Raw genomic sequence first — 14,988 nt, 5'->3', positions numbered from 1 at the left:
GACCGGCATGACACGCCTGATCCTCGCCACCCGCAACGCCGGCAAAATCACCGAACTGAGGTCCATCCTCACCGCCGCGGCCCTGCCCCACGACCTCGTCGGCGCGGAGTCGTACCCCGACATCCCCGACGTCAAGGAAACGGGCGTGACCTTCGCGGAGAACGCCTTGCTCAAGGCCCACGCCCTGGCCCAGGCGACGGGCCTCCCGGCGGTGGCCGACGACTCGGGCCTGTGCGTGGACGTCCTGAACGGCGCCCCCGGCATCTTCTCGGCCCGCTGGTCCGGCCAACACGGCGACGACCAGGCCAACTTGAACCTGCTCCTGGCCCAGCTCTCGGACATCGCGGACGAACACCGGGGCGCCCACTTCGCGTGCGCGGCGGCCCTGGCCCTGCCGGACGGCACGGAACGGGTGGTCGAGGGCCAGCTGCGGGGGCTGTTGCGCCACGTACCGGTCGGCACGAACGGCTTCGGCTACGACCCGATCCTCCAGCCGGAGGGCGAGACGCGGACCTGCGCGGAACTGACGGCCGAGGAGAAGAACGCGATCAGCCATCGGGGGAAGGCGTTCCGGGCGTTGGTGCCGGTGGTTCGGGAGTTGTTGGGCTGACTTCACGAAAATGCCCCGCATCTGCGAATCGCAGGTGCGGGGCATCCTTGTGCGCCCGGTCGGATTCGAACCGACAGACACGACCACCTAAAGATCGCCGCTCAGCCCTTGGCGTACGGGCGCCAGTGCTGAGACCTACTTTACTGGGCGCCGCAACTGCGTTGTCGACCTCCTCTGCACCACGTGTTCGTTATCGCGTGACAGTTGGGGCACAGCAACCGAAGGTTCTCGCGCCGGTCGTCACTCCAGTCCCCGTTGATGTGATCGACCTCCAGCGTCATGGGCTTGCCGAGCCGCTCGGGGCCGATCCCGCATTCGGCGCACACCTCTGGTGCATCTACCTCGAGGAGCGCCCGACGCAGCAGGTGGGTTCTCGTTCGGCGACTGCCGTCATGCTGGACGAGGATGTTCTCGGCACGCCGAAGAAGCACACCGCCTGACCGACCTCGCTGGTGCGCCTGTCCCAGAAAGTGGGAGGTGTCGAGGTCGTCTTCCGTCAGCCATTGGCGGAGCAGCGTGCGCAGTCTGCTGTTGTACGGCTCCATCCCCAGGGCGCGGAGCGTGTCTGCGATGGACGTGGCTCCCTCGACGGCGTGGCGCAGTTCGTCGGTGGTCGGTTTGGTCGGCGCCGCGTTCGATCGTCTCTGCCGTGGCATGTGGGAGACATCGATTCCGAAGTGGTCGAAACGCCCAAAGAGGTGGCGGCGAAGTTTGCCGTAGGGCTGCGTACCGAAGAAGGCGATGACCTCGTCGATGTCGGAGCAGCGCGCGGCGGCTTCGGTCAGTCGCTCGCGGGTGTACTGCACACCGCTGCTCATGAGGTGCCGCCTTTGGCGCGTCCCTTTCCACGCCCCCGGTAACTGGCGGTCGTCGAATGGCAGTTGGGGCACAGGAACCGCAGGTTCTCGATGCGGTTGTCGCGCCAGTTGCCGTCGATGTGATCGACCTCCAGCGGGAGCGGATGTCCTCGCCAGACCGCTTGCGCCCCGCACAGAGCGCACCGCTCCTGCATTCCCGACGCTTTCATCGCCCACTTGAGCCGATCGCTGGGGATGCGCCGAGCCTGACCGATCGGCTGCTCGACGAGTAGTCCTTCAGGTGTCCGAGGGCGCCAGGCTTCGCCGCGCCGGTTCGGCATCCGAAAGTGCGAGGTGTCGATGTCGTATGCCTTGATACGACGGCTGATGTGCGTGTGATGTCCACCCACGACCTCCAGCCCGAGACGCCGCAGTACCTCGCACATGTTCGTCGACGCCGAAACGGCCGCCTGGAGGATCTCCTTCGTCCACTTCACCCCCTCCCGCTCGAAGTGGGAGACGTCCACCCCCAGCTTCTTCATCCGCCCAAGGACATAGCGCCGAGTCGAACTCCTCGGATCCACCCCCAACCTCTCCAACGCCTCGGACAACGTCCGAGCCCCCTGAGCCGCCCCCTCCAGCCGCTCCCGCGAATACGCGCTGACTCCCACCGTTTCCCTCCGATCTCGACCACACGTTCGTGGCCTCGAATGGAGTAACGAACCGCTTATCGGACAGTCACGCCCGAACCGTAAAGCAGTTGGTAGAGTCCGGGTCGCTGAAGCCTTCCAGGAACGGACCCTCATCCACCCGGGAGGCTTTTTTCATGACCTCTTTCATGGCAACGGCACACGTACACGTACGACCAGCCACCCCCGCCGACCGCCCCACCGTGGAGCGGCTCTGGCTGATGTTCCGGCATGACATGTCCGAGTTCGGGACAGGCGCGCGACTTCAACTGCCCAACGCCGACGGCACGTTCCGCAGTGAGCGGGTGGACGCGGCGTTCGACGGGAGGGACGGTGACTGGGCGCCGTATCTCTTCGTGAGCGGTGAGCATCCCGTCGGGTTCGCCTTCGTGCGGGGGATCACCGCGCCCACCCGGGTCCTCAACAGCTTCTTCGTCGTGCGCGGTGCCCGGCGGGCCGGGGTCGGGATGCGGGCCGTGCGGGATGTCGTCGCGCGGTATCCGGGGGAGTGGGAGGTCGCGTTTCAGGATGCCAATCCGGGGGCCGTGGCGTTCTGGCGGCGGGTTGGCGAGGCGCTTGCACCGGGGGAGTGGGGCGAGGAGCGCAGGCCGGTGCCGGAGCGGCCCGACCTGGCTCCCGATGTGTGGGTGTCGTTCAGGTACGGAGGTGCGTAGAGGACTGGCCGGCTAGACGCCCAGGTCCTTGATGATCTTCGCCACGTGGCCCGTCGCCCGGACGTTGTACAGCGCGTGTTCGACCTTGCCGGACTCGTCCACGATGATCGTGGAGCGGATCACGCCCATGTAGGTCTTGCCGTAGTTCTTCTTCTCGCCGAAGGCCGCGTACGCGTCGAGGACCTTCTTGTCGGGGTCCGCGAGGAGGGTGATCCTGAGGTTCTCCTTCTCGCGGAACTTGGCGAGCTTCTCCGGCTTGTCGGGGGAGATGCCGAGGACGTCGTAGCCGGCGCCCGTCAGCAGTTCCAGGTTGTCCGTGAAGTCGCAGGCCTGCTTGGTGCAGCCCGGGGTCAGGGCCGCCGGGTAGAAATAGACGATGACCTTGCGGCCCTTGTGGTCGGCGAGGGAGACCTCGTTGCCGTCGGCGTCGGGGAGCGTGAAGGCGGGGGCAACGTCCCCGGGCTGGAGTCGTTCACTCATCGCGCTAGCGTAACCGGGGGTGCTGACAGTGCACTCCGCGCGAGAGCTGACAGACTGTCCGGCACAAGTACCAGCAGACTTCGGAGGCCGTACGGTGACGGACACGTCGAACACGCCGGACACCAGAACCCCGGCGCAGATCGAGGCGGACATCAAGCGTCGCCGCGATGTCCTCGCCGACACGCTCGACGAGATCGGGGTGCGGGTGCACCCGAAGACCATCGTGGGCGACGCGAAGGCCAAGGTCGCGTCCAGCATCGATCACACCCTCGGCAGGGCGTACGTCGGCGTCAACCGGGTCGTGAGTGACGTCAAGGGTCAGTTCGTGGACGAGGAGGGTGCGCCGCGCGTCGAGCGGATCGTTCCTGTCGCTCTCGTCGCCGTCGGTGTCGTGGGGCTGTTCGTCCTCGGGTCCCGGCGTCGTAGCGGTCGTAAGGGCTGAAACCGTGGGTGACCCGCCCGCGTACGGACGGGTCCTGGGCAGGTAGGTTCGTGGGCGTGAGCGCCAAGAGAGACGAGCAGAGCACCCAGCACGACAAGCTGCCCATCCGGATGCTGCACGACCGTGTGCTCGTGCGGCAGGACAAGAGCGAGGGCGAGCGGCGTTCGGGTGGCGGGATCCTGATCCCCGCGACGGCCGCGGTCGGGCGGCGGCTGGCCTGGGCCGACGTCGTCGCCGTCGGGCAGAACGTGCGGACCGTGGAGCCCGGCGACCGGGTCCTCTACGACCCCGAGGACCGCGCCGAGGTCGAGGTGCGCGGGGTCGCCTACGTCCTCATGCGCGAGCGCGACCTGCACGCCGTCGCCGCCGACCGTTTCGAGGGGTCCGAGGACTCGACCGGCCTGTATCTGTAGGACGCGCACCTGTAGGCAGCAAGCCTCGAAGGGGCTGGTGACCATCGTCACCAGCCCCTTTTGCCGTCCCTTTGCTACGTTGGAAAGGAACCCGACGAGACGCGCCGTACCGGGACAGCGACACGGAAAGACGACGCACCCCCGTTCAGTACGTACGTCTCGGAGGTGCCTGTCATGGCCTGGGTTCTGCTCGTCGTCGCCGGTCTGCTCGAAGTCGGCTGGTCGATCGGGATGAAGTACACCGACGGGTTCACGCGGCTTGTCCCCAGCGTGTTCACCGGCGCTGGAATCGTCGCCAGCATGCTGCTGCTGTCGTACGCCGCGAAGTCCCTGCCCATCGGTACCGCCTACGGCGTGTGGGTCGGGATCGGTGCGGCGGGGGCGGCGGTGCTCGGCATGGTGGTGTTGGGGGAGCCTGTCACCGCCGCCCGGATCTTCTTCGTGTCTCTGCTGCTGGTCGCCGTCGTGGGCCTGAAGGCCACCTCCGGTCACTGAGACCGGTGGTCACCCCCCTTGAAACCAGCGGTCACTCCTTCTTGCGACCCGTGCTCTGCGGGCCCGCCGTCGTCCCCCCGGTCGTCGTGCCGCCGGTGGTGCCGTCCGTTGTCGTCCCCGTCGTGCCGCCCGTCGTCGTGGTGCCGCCGTCCGTGGTCGTGCCCGTCGTGCCGCCGTCGGTGGTGGTCGTGCCGCCGTCCGTCGTCGTGCCGCCCGTGGTCGTGGTGCCCGTCGTGCCGCCGGTCGTCGTCGTGGTGCCGCCGTCGGTGGTGGTCGTACCTCCGTCGGTCGTGCCGCCCTGCGTCTGACCCTGGTCGCCCTGTCCGCCCGTGGTCGTCGTGCCGCCGTTGCCCTGGTCGCCCGTCGTCGCCGGCTGGCTGGGCTGCAGGCTCGGGGGTGCGACCGTCTCGGCGCCCTCCTGGAGGTCGAGGTCGAAGTCGCTCGCCTCGGTGCCCTTGAGGGCCGACTTGGTGAACTGGGCCCAGATCTGGGCGGGCGCCCCGCCGCCGTTGACGCGTTCGAGGCCCATCGCGCCGTAGAGCGACTTGTGGGCGGCGGTGGTCGGGTCCTGGCCCATGACCGAGACGACCGTCGCCAGGTCGGGGGTGTAGCCCGCGAACCAGGCCGCCGTGTCCTCCTCCGCCGTGCCGGTCTTGCCGGCCGCCGGGCGGTCGGCGGCCTGGGCCGCGGTCGCCGTGCCGTTGTCGACGACGCTCTGCAGGACCGAGGTGGTGGTGTCGGCGGACTCGCGGCTCACCGCTCGGGTGGTCTTCCGCTCCGGCAGCTTGATCTCGGCCGTGCCGTCCTTGGTGATCTTCGAGATCATCGTGTACGTGTGCCGCTGACCGTGGTTGGCGATCGTGGCGTACGCCTCCGCCATGTCGAGGACGCTCGCGGTGGACGGGCCGAGCGCGATGGACGGGGTGGCGGTCAGGTCCGGGGTGTCGGAGGGGATGCCGAGGTCGATGGCGGTCTGCTTGACCTTCGTGGGGCCCACGTCGACCGCCATCTGCGCGTACACCGAGTTGACGGACTTGTCCGTCGCCGTACGGACGGTGATGTCGCCGTAGGAGGCCTGGTCCTCGTTCTCGGGGGCGTACGAGCCGCCGTTCCAGCCTTCCACGGGGCGCTTGTTGGTGCCGTCGTAGTAGGTGTTGGGCGTGATGGTCTGGCCGTCCTGGGTCTGCGAGTCGTTCTGGATGGCCGACGCGAGGACGAACGGCTTGAAGGTGGAGCCCACTTGGAAGTCGCCGCGGGTCGCGCCGTTCGTGTACTGCTTCACGTAGTCGATGCCGCCGTACATCGCGACGATGTTGCCGGTCTTGGGGTCGACCGAAGCGCCGCCCGCGCGCACGTAGTTGTCGACCTTGCGGCTCTTCTTGTCGAGCTTGGACATGACTTGGTCGTTGACGGCCTTCACGAAGGCGTCCTGCTTGCTCTTCTGGAGCGTGGTGGTGATGCGGTAGCCGCCGGCTTCGAGGGTGTCCGCGTCGATGATCTTGTTGGTGGTGAGGTAGTCCTTGATCGCGCCGACGATGTAACCCCGCTGTCCCGACATGCTCGTTGAGGCCGTCGCCTCCTTCGGCATCGGGAACTTCATGCCGGCCCGCGCGGACTCGGTGAGCCAGCCCTTCTTGACCATGCCGTCGAGGACGTAGTTCCAACGGGCCACCGCCGCGGCCTTGTTCTCCGGATGCGCTACGACGTCGTACTCGCTCGGCGCGTTCAGCAGTGCGGCGAGGTAGGCGCCGCGGCCGGCGTCGAGATCGGTGGCGTCCTTGCCGTAGTAGGCCTGGGCGGCGGCCTGGATGCCGTAGGCGTTGCGGCCGAAGTAGCTGGTGTTGAGGTAGCCCTCCAGGATCTCGGCCTTGGACTCCGTGCGGTCCAGCTTGATCGAGATGAAGAACTCCTTCACCTTGCGGGTGACGGTCTGTTCCTGGCCCAGGTAGTAGTTCTTGACGTACTGCTGGGTGATCGTCGAGCCGGACTGGGTGCCCTTGCCGGTCGCGGTGTTCCATGCGGCGCGGACCATCGCCTTGGGGTCGACGGCCGACTCGGTGAAGAAATCCCGGTCCTCGGCGGCCAGTACGGCGTGCTGGGCGTTCGCGGAGATCTGGGCGAGGCCGACGTTCTCCCGGTTGACCTCGCCGTCGCGGGCCAGTTGGGAGCCGTCCGCGTACAGGTACACGTTGGACTGCTTGGTGGCGAGCGCGTTGGCCGGCGGGATCTTGACCATCGAGTAGCCCAGATAGAACGCGCCGATCAGCAGCGCCACGAGCGCGATGAACCCGACGAGTGTCATGCGCCAGGTCGGGATGATCCGCCGCCAGCCGGTGCGCTTGGGCCGCTTGGCCTTCTTGGGCTTCTCGCCCCCGGCTGCTCCGGGCGCTCCGGGCGCCTCGGGTGCGGCAGCCGCTTCCGGCTCTCTCGGTGCCCAGCCCTGGTTCGGCTGCTGCGGCTGCGGCTGGTCGCTCATGTCGTGCACGGACTCCTGTTTCGCGTCGTACGGTCCCCTACGCCCACGCGTACGTTCCTGTACGGCCTTGTGCGCTTCTGCGCCCCCAGACGAAGACTCTCGCACCATGCGTTCCGTTCCCGCCGATCGGCACGCACTTGCCCGGAAAATGCGTGGCGTGCGTCACCACCTGCGGACTAGGCTCCTGCGCTTCGGTGTCAAGATGCGGTGGAGGGTGGTTTTTGTGGGCGCTGGGCGGTTGTACGCGGCCGTCGCGGCGGGGGGTTTCAGGCGGTACGCGACGTACCGGGCGGCGACGCTCGCCGGGGTGTTCACCAACACCGTCTTCGGTGTCGTCCTCGTCTACACCTACCTGGCGCTGTGGGACGAGCGCCCGCATCTCGGGGGGTACGACCAGGCGCAGGCGGTGACGTACGTGTGGCTCGGGCAGTGCCTGTACGCGACGCTGGCGATCCAGGGCGGCGGGTTCGAGAAGGACCTGATGGAGCGGATCCGGACAGGCGACATCGCGGTCGACCTGTACCGGCCCGCCGACCTCCAACTGTGGTGTCTGGCAAGCGACTTCGGGCGGTCGATGTTCCAGCTGCTGGGGCGGGGCGTGATCCCGTTCGTGTTCGGTTCGCTGTTCTTCCCGATGGCGCTGCCCACGGACGTCACCTCCTGGGCGGCTCTCCTGGTGTCGTTGCTGCTCGCGATCCTCGTCAGCTTCGGCATCCGCTACCTCGCCGCCCTGAGCGTGTTCTGGCTGATGGACGGCACGGGCATCAACCAGGCCACGATGATCCTGGGGATCTTCTGCTCGGGCATGGTGCTCCCGCTGAACGCGTTCCCGGGCGCGCTCGGCGACATCGTCCGCGTGCTGCCGTGGGCGGCGCAGATCCAGATGCCGGCGGATGTGCTGATGGGGAAGACCGCTCCGCTCCACGCGTACGCCTTCCAGGCGACCTGGGCGGTGGTGCTGCTCACGGCGGGGCGGCTGATGCAGTCGGCGGCTACGCGGAGGGTGGTGGTGCAGGGTGGCTGAGACGACCCGAACGAGTGAGGGGGCGTTCCTTCGTCACCCGGGTGACGATGAACTGCCGCGCTGGCGCGAGGGGTTGCGTGCCTACGGCATGATCGCCGGGATGTGGATCCGGTCGAGCATGACCTACCGCGCGTCCTTCGTCATCACCGTGATCGGCAACCTGCTGGTGACCGGCCTGGACTTCGTCACGATCCTGCTGATGTTCTCGCAGGTCCACTCGCTGGGCGGCTGGTCCCTGCCCGAAGTCGCCTTCCTCTACGGCCTGTCGGCGACCGCGTTCGGCATCTCCGACCTCGTCCTCGGCTCGATGGACGTGCTGGGCGCCCGCATCCGCGACGGCTCCTTCGACACCCTCCTCGTGCGCCCGGCACCGGTACTGGCCCAGATCGGCGCCGACCGGTTCGCCCTGCGCCGCCTCGGCCGGATCACCCAGGGCAGCATGGTGCTGGGGTACGCGCTGCTCCACATCGACGTCAACTGGACTGTCGGGAAGCTGCTGTTGGTGCCGATGATGCTGCTCTGCGGCGCGGCGATCTTCGGGGCGCTGTTCGTGGCGGGCGCGGCCTTCCAGATCCTGGCGCAGGACGCGGCCGAGGTGCAGAACGCGTTCACGTACGGCGGCACCACGCTGCTGCAGTATCCGCCGGCCGTGTTCGGCAAGGACTTCGTGCGGGGCGTGACCTTCATGCTGCCGCTCGCCTTCGTCAACTGGGTGCCCGCGTCCTATGTGTTGGGGCGGCCGTACCCGCTGGACCTGCCGCCGGGCGCGGAGTTCGCCTCGCCGCTGGTGGCACTCGCCTTCTGCGCGCTGGCCGGGCTGGCCTGGCGCGCCGGGCTCAAGTCGTACCGAAGCACTGGGAGTTGACGGTGACAGAGCAGGCGTTCATCGAACTGGACCGGGTCGAGAAGGTCTTCGACGTGCGCAAGAAGACCGGGTTCATGAAACGGGAGCGGCGCCAGGTGCGCGCCGTCGACTCGATCTCCTTCACGGTGGCCCGCGGCGAGATGGTCGGCTACATCGGTCCGAACGGCGCCGGGAAGTCGACCACCATCAAGATGCTGACCGGCATCCTCACCCCGAGCGGGGGCCGGCTGCGGGTGGCCGGCATCGACCCGTCCCGCGAACGCACCCGGCTCGCGCACCGCATCGGCGTGGTCTTCGGCCAGCGGACCACCCTCTGGTGGGACCTCCCGCTGATCGACTCGTACAACCTGATGCACCGCATGTACCGCATCCCCGACGCCCGTTACGCCGAGAACCTCGACCGCTGTGTCGAACTCCTCGAACTGGGCGCCCTGTTGGACGTCCCCGTACGGCAACTCTCGCTCGGCCAGCGGATGCGCGGCGACATCGCGGCGGCCCTGCTGCACGACCCCGAGGTGCTCTACCTCGACGAACCGACCATCGGCCTCGACGTCATCTCCAAGGCCAAAGTCCGGGAGTTCCTGCGGGACTTGAACGCCGAGCAGGGCACCACGGTCCTCCTCACCACCCATGACCTCCAGGACATCGAGCAGCTCTGCTCCCGCGTGATGGTCATCGACCACGGGCGCCTGATGTACGACGGCCCCCTTGCCGGGCTGCACGAGGCGGGGGAGAGCGAGCGGACCCTGGTGGTGGACCTGGAACGGGAGTTGCCCCCGATCGAGGTGCCGGACGCGCGGGTCGTGAAGGTGGAGGGCCCCCGGCAGTGGCTGGCGTTCCCCGCGTCGGAGTCGGCGGCTCCGCTGGTCGCGCGGATCGCGGCGGAGTACCCGATGGTGGACCTGTCGGTGCGGGAGCCGGACATCGAGGCGGTCATCGCCAAGATGTACGCGGAACAGGCCGAGAAAGCGGTGTCGTAGGAGATGGAGAAGGCGGGCTCGCTTTCCCTCATGGCCCTGCGCGGAGTGAACTCGTAGGCTGCTCTGTATGACCGACGACGCAGTCCCGGAGCTCCGCGCATCCGACGCCGACCGTGAGCGAGTCGCCGAGGTGCTGCGCGACGCCGTCGCGGAGGGCCGCCTCGACATGGAGGAGTTCGAGGAGCGTCTGGAGGCGACGTACAAGGCGCGCACGTACGGCGAACTCACCCCCATCACCCGCGACCTGCCCGTCGCCGGGGTCACCCCGCCGCCGGTGAACATGGTCAAGGAGCCGGTGGACAGCGGGAGTTGGGCCGGGCGGATCGTCGGCGGCGAGGGGTCCTCGACCGGTGCCGTGGCCATCCTGTCCGGGTTCCAGCGCAAGGGGCGGTGGACGGTTCCGAAGCGGTTCACCTGCTTCTCCTTCTTCGGTGGCGGCGACCTCGACCTGCGCGAGGCGAACTTCGCGGACCGCGAGGTCGAGATCAACTGCATCGCGATCATGGGCGGAGTCCAGGTCATCGTGCCGCCGGGCGTCGAGGTCGTCGTCCGCGGCATCGGCATCATGGGCGCCTTCGACCAGAGCCAGGAGGGTGTGCGCGGCGACCCGGGCGCCCCGCGCGTGATCCTCACGGGCTTCGCCTTCTGGGGCGGCGTCGGCGTGGAACGCAAGGTGACCCGGGCGGAACGCCAGCGCCTCAAGGAGGAGCGCCGCCAGGAGAAGCTGGAGCGCGGCTCGTCCGCCAAGCAGCTCTACGGCTCCCACCGCGACGCCCTGTCGGGCCTGCACGACGCCCACCGCGAGGCCATGGACGAACACCGCGAGGCGATCCGGCGCCGGCACGAGGAGCGCAGGGAACGGCACGAGGAGCGGCGCGAGCGGCAGCGGGAGCGGCGGGACCGCAGGCACCGGGACTGGGACTGAGGTCTTCTTTCGGCGGGGGCCGAGGTTTTGCGGGGGCTGAGGTTTTTTCGGCGGGGCTGACCGCCGCCAGCTCACAACTGGGCCGGTACCGCGCCCTTGAGGTCCGCGAGATCGACGGTGCGGGCCATCTGCCGGTAGCCCCGGTCGCTGGGGTGGAGATGGTCGCCCGAGTCGTACTCGGAGGCCAGCCTGCGCGGGGCGTACGGGTCGCGCAGCGCCTTGTCGAAGTCGACGACGGCGTCGTAGACCGTGCTGCTTCTGATCCCCGCGTTGACCTGCTGGCGTACGGATTCCCGGGCCGCGGTGTACCGGAAGTAGTTGCCGAAGGGCATCAGGGTGGCGCCGACGACCTTGATGCCGTGGGCGTGCGCCTGGCGGACCAGGGTGCGCAGGCCGGTGAGGATGTGGTCGGCGCGGGCGTCGTGCAGGGTGTCGTTGACGCCGAGGTCGACGATGACGACCTTGACGTTCGGACGGCCGAGCACGTCCCGGGTGAAGCGGTCGAGGCCGCTCTGGTTCTCGACGGGCCGGCCCGCCTTGCCGGTGAGTATCTGGTTCCCGCTGATGCCCTCGTTGACGACGCTGTAGCGGGGCACGTCCTGCCCGGCGGCGACGGCCGCGCGCAGCCGCTGCGAAAAGGCGTCGGGCCAGCGGTGGTTGGCGCTCTCGGTCGAGGTGGAACCGTCGGTTATCGAGTCGCCGAACGCGACGACCGTGCCGTCCGCCTGGCTGCTCAGCACGTCCACCGCGGTCAAGTAGCGCCAGATCGCGGTGCGTTCACGGTACGGCGTGCCGGTCGCGTCCTCGGCGCGGTCGCCGTCGGCGAGGTAGGAGATCTGCCGTGCGTACGGGTGGTAGGTGACCGGCCCCGACGCGGTGGGGGAGTAGGTGGTGACCAACAGGTCGGCGCCCTGCGGGACTTGGAGGCGCACGGCGTCGCTGAGCGTCTGCTGCCCGGCCGGGACGGTGACCGAGGTCGCGCCGCCGAAGGTCAGCCGGCGCATGGTGCCCTTGACCGCGGCGGAGCTGTCGTGAGCGGCGGCGACGGCGATCGAGGCGTGCGTGAGGGTGAGCGGGGTCTGGCCGTAGAGGTTGGACAGGGTGATCCGGGCGCTCGTCCCGCCCGCGCTCGTGTGGACGACGTTGCGCACCGAGCGGCCCGCCATGCCGGTCTGCTCCGTACCGGCCTCGCCGCCCACCGGGGCGGCGGCCCAGGCACCCACCCAGCTGCCGGCCGAGGCGGGGGCGGCGGAGTTGTGCGGGGAGCGGGCGCCGGAGGAGTTCTTCCCGTCGTCGCCCGGGCCTCCGTCACCCGCGGCGGCCCCGACGTATATGCAGACGGAAAGGACCGCGATCAAGGTGATGATCGCGGACAGCAGGGCATAACCACGACGCTTGGCCATGCGGTGCGGATCTCCTCGGGGTGACTGGCAGGACCCTGCCATTTTGCCCGATCGGGTGACTGTGGGAACTCCTGTTCCGTTCCGGGAGTCGGTCAGGAAGGGACAATATGTACGGTACCGGCGAACGGGTGGAGCGGATGGAACGGACAGAGGCGGACGCGGAGGCGGAGGCGGTGGTCAGGGCTGGGGCGGGCACCGAGAGTGACGGGTCCCGCCGCACGATGACCACGTTCAGCGCGGCCGACCAGGAGCGACAGCGCGGCGTCCGCCGGATGAAACTGACGGCGCTGGCGTTGTTGCTCTTCGTGGCCGTCGTCTACGTGCTCGCGAAATGGGCGTCGAACTCGGGCGCGGGCCCCTGGGCGGGCTATGTCGCCGCGGCGGCCGAGGCGGGCATGGTCGGTGCGATGGCCGACTGGTTCGCGGTCACGGCGCTCTTCCGGCGTCCGCTGGGCCTGCCCATCCCGCACACCGCGATCATCCCCACCAAGAAGGACCAACTGGGCGTCTCCCTGGGCGAGTTCGTCGGCGAGAACTTCCTCTCCGAGGAGGTCGTACGGCAGCGTCTGCGCGCGGTCGGCATCGGCAGCCGCCTCGGCGCCTGGCTGGCCGTACCGGAACACGCGGACCGCGTGACGGCCGAGCTGTCGGCGGCGCTCCGGGGTGCCCTCACAGTGCTGCGGGACTCCGACGTCCAGGCGATCGTCGGCGAGGCGATCACCCGGCGGGCCGACGCCCAGGAGATCGCGCCCGGGATAGGGAAGACGCTGGAGAAGATCGTGGCCGACGGCGGTCACAAACGGGTCGTCGACCTGATCGTGGCCCGCGCGCACGACTGGCTGGTCCTGCACGACGAGCAGGTCATGGACGCGGTCGAGGGCGGGGCGCCCGGGTGGACCCCGAGGTTCGTCGACAAGCGCATCGGCGAGCGCGTCTACAAGGAGCTGCTCCGTTTCGTCACCGAGATGCGTGACATGCCCTCCCACCCCGCCCGCGGCGCCCTGGACCGCTTCCTCGGCGACTTCGCCGCCGACCTCCAGTCCGACACGGAGACCCGCGCGCGTGTGGAGCGGCTCAAGGGCGAGGTCCTCGGCCGCGGCGAGGTCCAGGACCTGATCGCCAGCGCGTGGACGTCCGTACGCTCGATGATCGTGTCGGCCGCCGAGGACGAGCGCAGTGAGCTACGGCTGCGGGTGCGGGCCTCGTTGCTGTCGCTGGGCGCGCGGATGGCCGTGGAGCCGAAGCTTCAGGAGAAGGTCGACGGCTGGGTGGAGGGCGCGGCGGTGTACGTCGTGACGACGTACCGCAAGGAGATCACCTCCCTCATCACGGACACGGTGGCGGGCTGGGACGCGGAGCACACGACCCGGAAGATCGAGGCGAACATCGGGCGTGACCTGCAGTTCATCCGGATCAACGGCACGGTGGTGGGGTCGTTGGTCGGGTTGTTGATCTATACGGTGACGCGGTTGGCGGGGGTGTAGGGGCGGGAGATCGGGGCGGGGTTGGTGGCGGTGGATGCGACAGTCGCGCCGGCGTTTCCGTGACCCTGGGATCTGAGTACTCGTACTCTGTCGCGGCCCCGGCGGTGACGGAACCCTCGTACACATGACCGAGAAGCTGCTGAGTCCCCTGCGGACGCGCCCCTGGCCGGAACGCTGGCTGACCCGGATGCTCGGTGCGGGGGTGGCGACGGGGGCGTACGTCATCTGCGTTCCGTCGGGATCGGTGCCGGTGTCGGTGGCGGGCGAGGTGTCCGGTGGCGGCGGGGTGGCGCTCGCGGTGATCCTGGTGTTCCTGGCGGGCTACGTCGGTCACCGGGACGATCTGGCTTGGCCGTTACTGCTGGTGGCGGTGCCGCCGGCGGTGTTGATGTACGTGTCGTTCGAGTCGGAACAGCCGCTGGCGTGGGCGTTCGCGACGCTGGTGATCGCGGCGGGGGCGTTGGTCGCGGCGACGGTGGGACGTTGTTTCAGGCCGCGCGGTGGGGAGGACTCGGCGGACGGGTTGCTGTGCGCCGCGGCGGGCAGGTGAGGCGGTTGGCGGGGCGGTGCTGAGGCGTCGTCGGGTGCGGGTTGTTTGTGGCTGGTCGCGCAGTTCCCCGCGCCCCTGGGTGGGTGGGGGTGCGGGTTTGTGGGTGGGTGCGGGTGCGTTGTGGGTCGCCTGGGGTGCGTTGGGGGTCGGCGCCGCGCCGGGGGGTGTCCGTCCTCGGATCGGCGCGGGGACCGGCGTTCACCGACTTGCCCGTGTTGACGCGCCGACCGCTGCGGGCGGACACCCCCCGACACGTCGCCTTGCCGCCGTACGCGGCCGACGGTCGTCACGCGTGGCGGTCGGCGACCGCCCAGGACGTGAGGGCTACGGCGCCTGCGACCCCGAAGACGGCGGGCCAGGCGCCGACCTTCTTGGCCAGGGGGTGGGAGGCGGCGAACGCGGCGATGTAGGCGACCGTGAGTGCGCCGGCCGCTTTGCCGCCCGCCTGCCGGCGCCACTGCTGTGCGGCGGTGGCACCGGCTGCGGCGAGGACGACTCCGCCGAGCTGTCGCTTCCTGGTCCAGCGGGCCACGCCGTATCCGCCGACGAGACCGCTCGCGGCGATCACCGCGCTGGGAACGCTGGGGACCTTGGTCATGACATGCCTCCTGGTAGCAGGTAATCCTATTCAGGCGATAAGAATAGCCTGGCGAATGACTGTGTGAATTCTCTGAATTCATG

Annotated in this window: 17 protein-coding genes, 1 tRNA gene and 1 riboswitch; of the genes, 11 read left to right on the top strand and 7 right to left on the bottom strand. The window is 69.0% G+C overall.

The genetic code is table 11. From position 1 onward, the window contains the following. Nucleotides 1-7 precede the first annotated feature (7 nt). Complete coding sequence (rdgB, locus tag OG588_RS18640) at nt 8-610, top strand: RdgB/HAM1 family non-canonical purine NTP pyrophosphatase (RefSeq protein ID WP_405948288.1); 603 nt, start codon at nt 8-10, stop codon at nt 608-610. A gap of 50 nt (nt 611-660) precedes the next feature. On the opposite strand, the gene OG588_RS18635 is transcribed toward rdgB, so the two are convergent. The 3 genes from OG588_RS18635 to OG588_RS18625 form a co-directional block, all read right to left on the bottom strand. Then, a tRNA-Leu gene (locus OG588_RS18635) sits at nt 661-733 on the bottom strand. Between the two features lie 17 nt (nt 734-750). Next, the gene (locus OG588_RS18630) at nt 751-1,428 is read right to left on the bottom strand and encodes an HNH endonuclease (protein WP_405948287.1); all 678 of its coding nucleotides are present in this window, start codon (nt 1,426-1,428) and stop codon (nt 751-753) included. Next, entirely contained in the window at nt 1,425-2,078 is a 654-nt protein-coding gene (locus tag OG588_RS18625; protein ID WP_405948286.1) for an HNH endonuclease signature motif containing protein, read from the bottom strand. The genes OG588_RS18630 and OG588_RS18625 overlap by 4 nt, the downstream gene beginning before the upstream one ends. Before the next feature lie 155 nt (nt 2,079-2,233). Here OG588_RS18625 and OG588_RS18620 point away from each other — a divergent pair, with 155 nt between their 5' ends. Next, nucleotides 2,234-2,770 carry a GNAT family N-acetyltransferase gene (locus tag OG588_RS18620; protein ID WP_405948285.1) on the top strand — a complete coding sequence of 179 codons (537 nt, stop codon included), beginning with the start codon at nt 2,234-2,236 and terminating at the stop codon, nt 2,768-2,770. 12 nt (nt 2,771-2,782) lie between these two features. On the opposite strand, the gene bcp is transcribed toward OG588_RS18620, so the two are convergent. Next, nucleotides 2,783-3,250 carry a thioredoxin-dependent thiol peroxidase gene (bcp, locus tag OG588_RS18615; protein WP_405948284.1) on the bottom strand — a complete coding sequence of 156 codons (468 nt, stop codon included), beginning with the start codon at nt 3,248-3,250 and terminating at the stop codon, nt 2,783-2,785. A gap of 94 nt (nt 3,251-3,344) precedes the next feature. Here bcp and OG588_RS18610 point away from each other — a divergent pair, with 94 nt between their 5' ends. From OG588_RS18610 to OG588_RS18600, 3 genes are all read left to right on the top strand, one after another. Continuing rightward, on the top strand, nt 3,345-3,692 hold the full coding sequence (locus OG588_RS18610; protein ID WP_019056704.1) for a DUF3618 domain-containing protein: 348 nt from the start codon (nt 3,345-3,347) through the stop codon (nt 3,690-3,692). A 56-nt stretch (nt 3,693-3,748) separates the two neighbouring features. Beyond that, nucleotides 3,749-4,105 (top strand): co-chaperone GroES, encoded by a 357-nt coding sequence (locus tag OG588_RS18605; protein WP_026150372.1) that lies wholly within the window; start codon nt 3,749-3,751, stop codon nt 4,103-4,105. A 63-nt stretch (nt 4,106-4,168) separates the two neighbouring features. After that, a riboswitch (guanidine-III (ykkC-III) riboswitch) is annotated at nt 4,169-4,245 on the top strand. Between the two features lie 34 nt (nt 4,246-4,279). Then, complete coding sequence (locus tag OG588_RS18600; RefSeq protein WP_405948283.1) at nt 4,280-4,600, top strand: DMT family transporter; 321 nt, start codon at nt 4,280-4,282, stop codon at nt 4,598-4,600. Between the two features lie 31 nt (nt 4,601-4,631). Here OG588_RS18600 and OG588_RS18595 read toward each other — a convergent pair whose 3' ends face one another. Further along, the gene (locus OG588_RS18595; protein WP_405948282.1) at nt 4,632-7,076 is read right to left on the bottom strand and encodes a transglycosylase domain-containing protein; all 2,445 of its coding nucleotides are present in this window, start codon (nt 7,074-7,076) and stop codon (nt 4,632-4,634) included. A gap of 223 nt (nt 7,077-7,299) precedes the next feature. Between OG588_RS18595 and OG588_RS18590 the strand changes: the two genes are divergently transcribed. The 4 genes from OG588_RS18590 (at nt 7,300) to OG588_RS18575 (ending at nt 10,870) form a co-directional block, all read left to right on the top strand. Beyond that, a complete protein-coding gene (locus OG588_RS18590) occupies nt 7,300-8,100 on the top strand; it encodes an ABC transporter permease (RefSeq protein WP_405948281.1) in 801 nt (266 codons plus the stop codon). Nucleotides 8,101-8,188: 88 nt separating this feature from the next. Beyond that, complete coding sequence (locus tag OG588_RS18585) at nt 8,189-8,965, top strand: ABC transporter permease (RefSeq protein WP_405953154.1); 777 nt, start codon at nt 8,189-8,191, stop codon at nt 8,963-8,965. 2 nt (nt 8,966-8,967) lie between these two features. Continuing rightward, the gene (locus OG588_RS18580; protein WP_405948280.1) at nt 8,968-9,945 is read left to right on the top strand and encodes an ATP-binding cassette domain-containing protein; all 978 of its coding nucleotides are present in this window, start codon (nt 8,968-8,970) and stop codon (nt 9,943-9,945) included. A 67-nt stretch (nt 9,946-10,012) separates the two neighbouring features. After that, nucleotides 10,013-10,870 carry a DUF1707 domain-containing protein gene (locus tag OG588_RS18575; protein WP_405948279.1) on the top strand — a complete coding sequence of 286 codons (858 nt, stop codon included), beginning with the start codon at nt 10,013-10,015 and terminating at the stop codon, nt 10,868-10,870. Nucleotides 10,871-10,941: 71 nt separating this feature from the next. On the opposite strand, the gene OG588_RS18570 is transcribed toward OG588_RS18575, so the two are convergent. Further along, the gene (locus OG588_RS18570) at nt 10,942-12,273 is read right to left on the bottom strand and encodes an SGNH/GDSL hydrolase family protein (protein ID WP_405948278.1); all 1,332 of its coding nucleotides are present in this window, start codon (nt 12,271-12,273) and stop codon (nt 10,942-10,944) included. A gap of 107 nt (nt 12,274-12,380) precedes the next feature. Here OG588_RS18570 and OG588_RS18565 point away from each other — a divergent pair, with 107 nt between their 5' ends. Beyond that, nucleotides 12,381-13,757, top strand: coding sequence for a DUF445 domain-containing protein (locus OG588_RS18565; protein ID WP_405948277.1), 1,377 nt, complete (start codon nt 12,381-12,383; stop codon nt 13,755-13,757). 124 nt (nt 13,758-13,881) lie between these two features. Then, nucleotides 13,882-14,307 (top strand): hypothetical protein, encoded by a 426-nt coding sequence (locus OG588_RS18560; RefSeq protein WP_405948276.1) that lies wholly within the window; start codon nt 13,882-13,884, stop codon nt 14,305-14,307. A 286-nt stretch (nt 14,308-14,593) separates the two neighbouring features. On the opposite strand, the gene OG588_RS18555 is transcribed toward OG588_RS18560, so the two are convergent. After that, the gene (locus OG588_RS18555; RefSeq protein WP_405948275.1) at nt 14,594-14,905 is read right to left on the bottom strand and encodes a hypothetical protein; all 312 of its coding nucleotides are present in this window, start codon (nt 14,903-14,905) and stop codon (nt 14,594-14,596) included. Nucleotides 14,906-14,988 lie beyond the last annotated feature (83 nt).

The organism is Streptomyces prunicolor (assembly GCF_045162825.1).
GTDB classification, from domain to species: domain Bacteria; phylum Actinomycetota; class Actinomycetes; order Streptomycetales; family Streptomycetaceae; genus Streptomyces; species Streptomyces prunicolor.
This window is presented reverse-complemented; position numbering and strand designations above follow the sequence as displayed.

Coding starts and splice junctions, on each gene's coding strand:
- rdgB (WP_405948288.1), top strand. CDS start 8: ATGACACGCCTGATCCTCGCCACCCGCAACGCCGGCAAAATCACCGAA.
- OG588_RS18630 (WP_405948287.1), bottom strand. CDS start 1,428: ATGAGCAGCGGTGTGCAGTACACCCGCGAGCGACTGACCGAAGCCGCC.
- OG588_RS18620 (WP_405948285.1), top strand. CDS start 2,234: ATGACCTCTTTCATGGCAACGGCACACGTACACGTACGACCAGCCACC.
- bcp (WP_405948284.1), bottom strand. CDS start 3,250: ATGAGTGAACGACTCCAGCCCGGGGACGTTGCCCCCGCCTTCACGCTC.
- OG588_RS18600 (WP_405948283.1), top strand. CDS start 4,280: ATGGCCTGGGTTCTGCTCGTCGTCGCCGGTCTGCTCGAAGTCGGCTGG.
- OG588_RS18595 (WP_405948282.1), bottom strand. CDS start 7,076: ATGAGCGACCAGCCGCAGCCGCAGCAGCCGAACCAGGGCTGGGCACCG.
- OG588_RS18585 (WP_405953154.1), top strand. CDS start 8,189: ATGATCGCCGGGATGTGGATCCGGTCGAGCATGACCTACCGCGCGTCC.
- OG588_RS18575 (WP_405948279.1), top strand. CDS start 10,013: ATGACCGACGACGCAGTCCCGGAGCTCCGCGCATCCGACGCCGACCGT.
- OG588_RS18570 (WP_405948278.1), bottom strand. CDS start 12,273: ATGGCCAAGCGTCGTGGTTATGCCCTGCTGTCCGCGATCATCACCTTG.
- OG588_RS18565 (WP_405948277.1), top strand. CDS start 12,381: ATGTACGGTACCGGCGAACGGGTGGAGCGGATGGAACGGACAGAGGCG.
- OG588_RS18560 (WP_405948276.1), top strand. CDS start 13,882: ATGACCGAGAAGCTGCTGAGTCCCCTGCGGACGCGCCCCTGGCCGGAA.
- OG588_RS18555 (WP_405948275.1), bottom strand. CDS start 14,905: ATGACCAAGGTCCCCAGCGTTCCCAGCGCGGTGATCGCCGCGAGCGGT.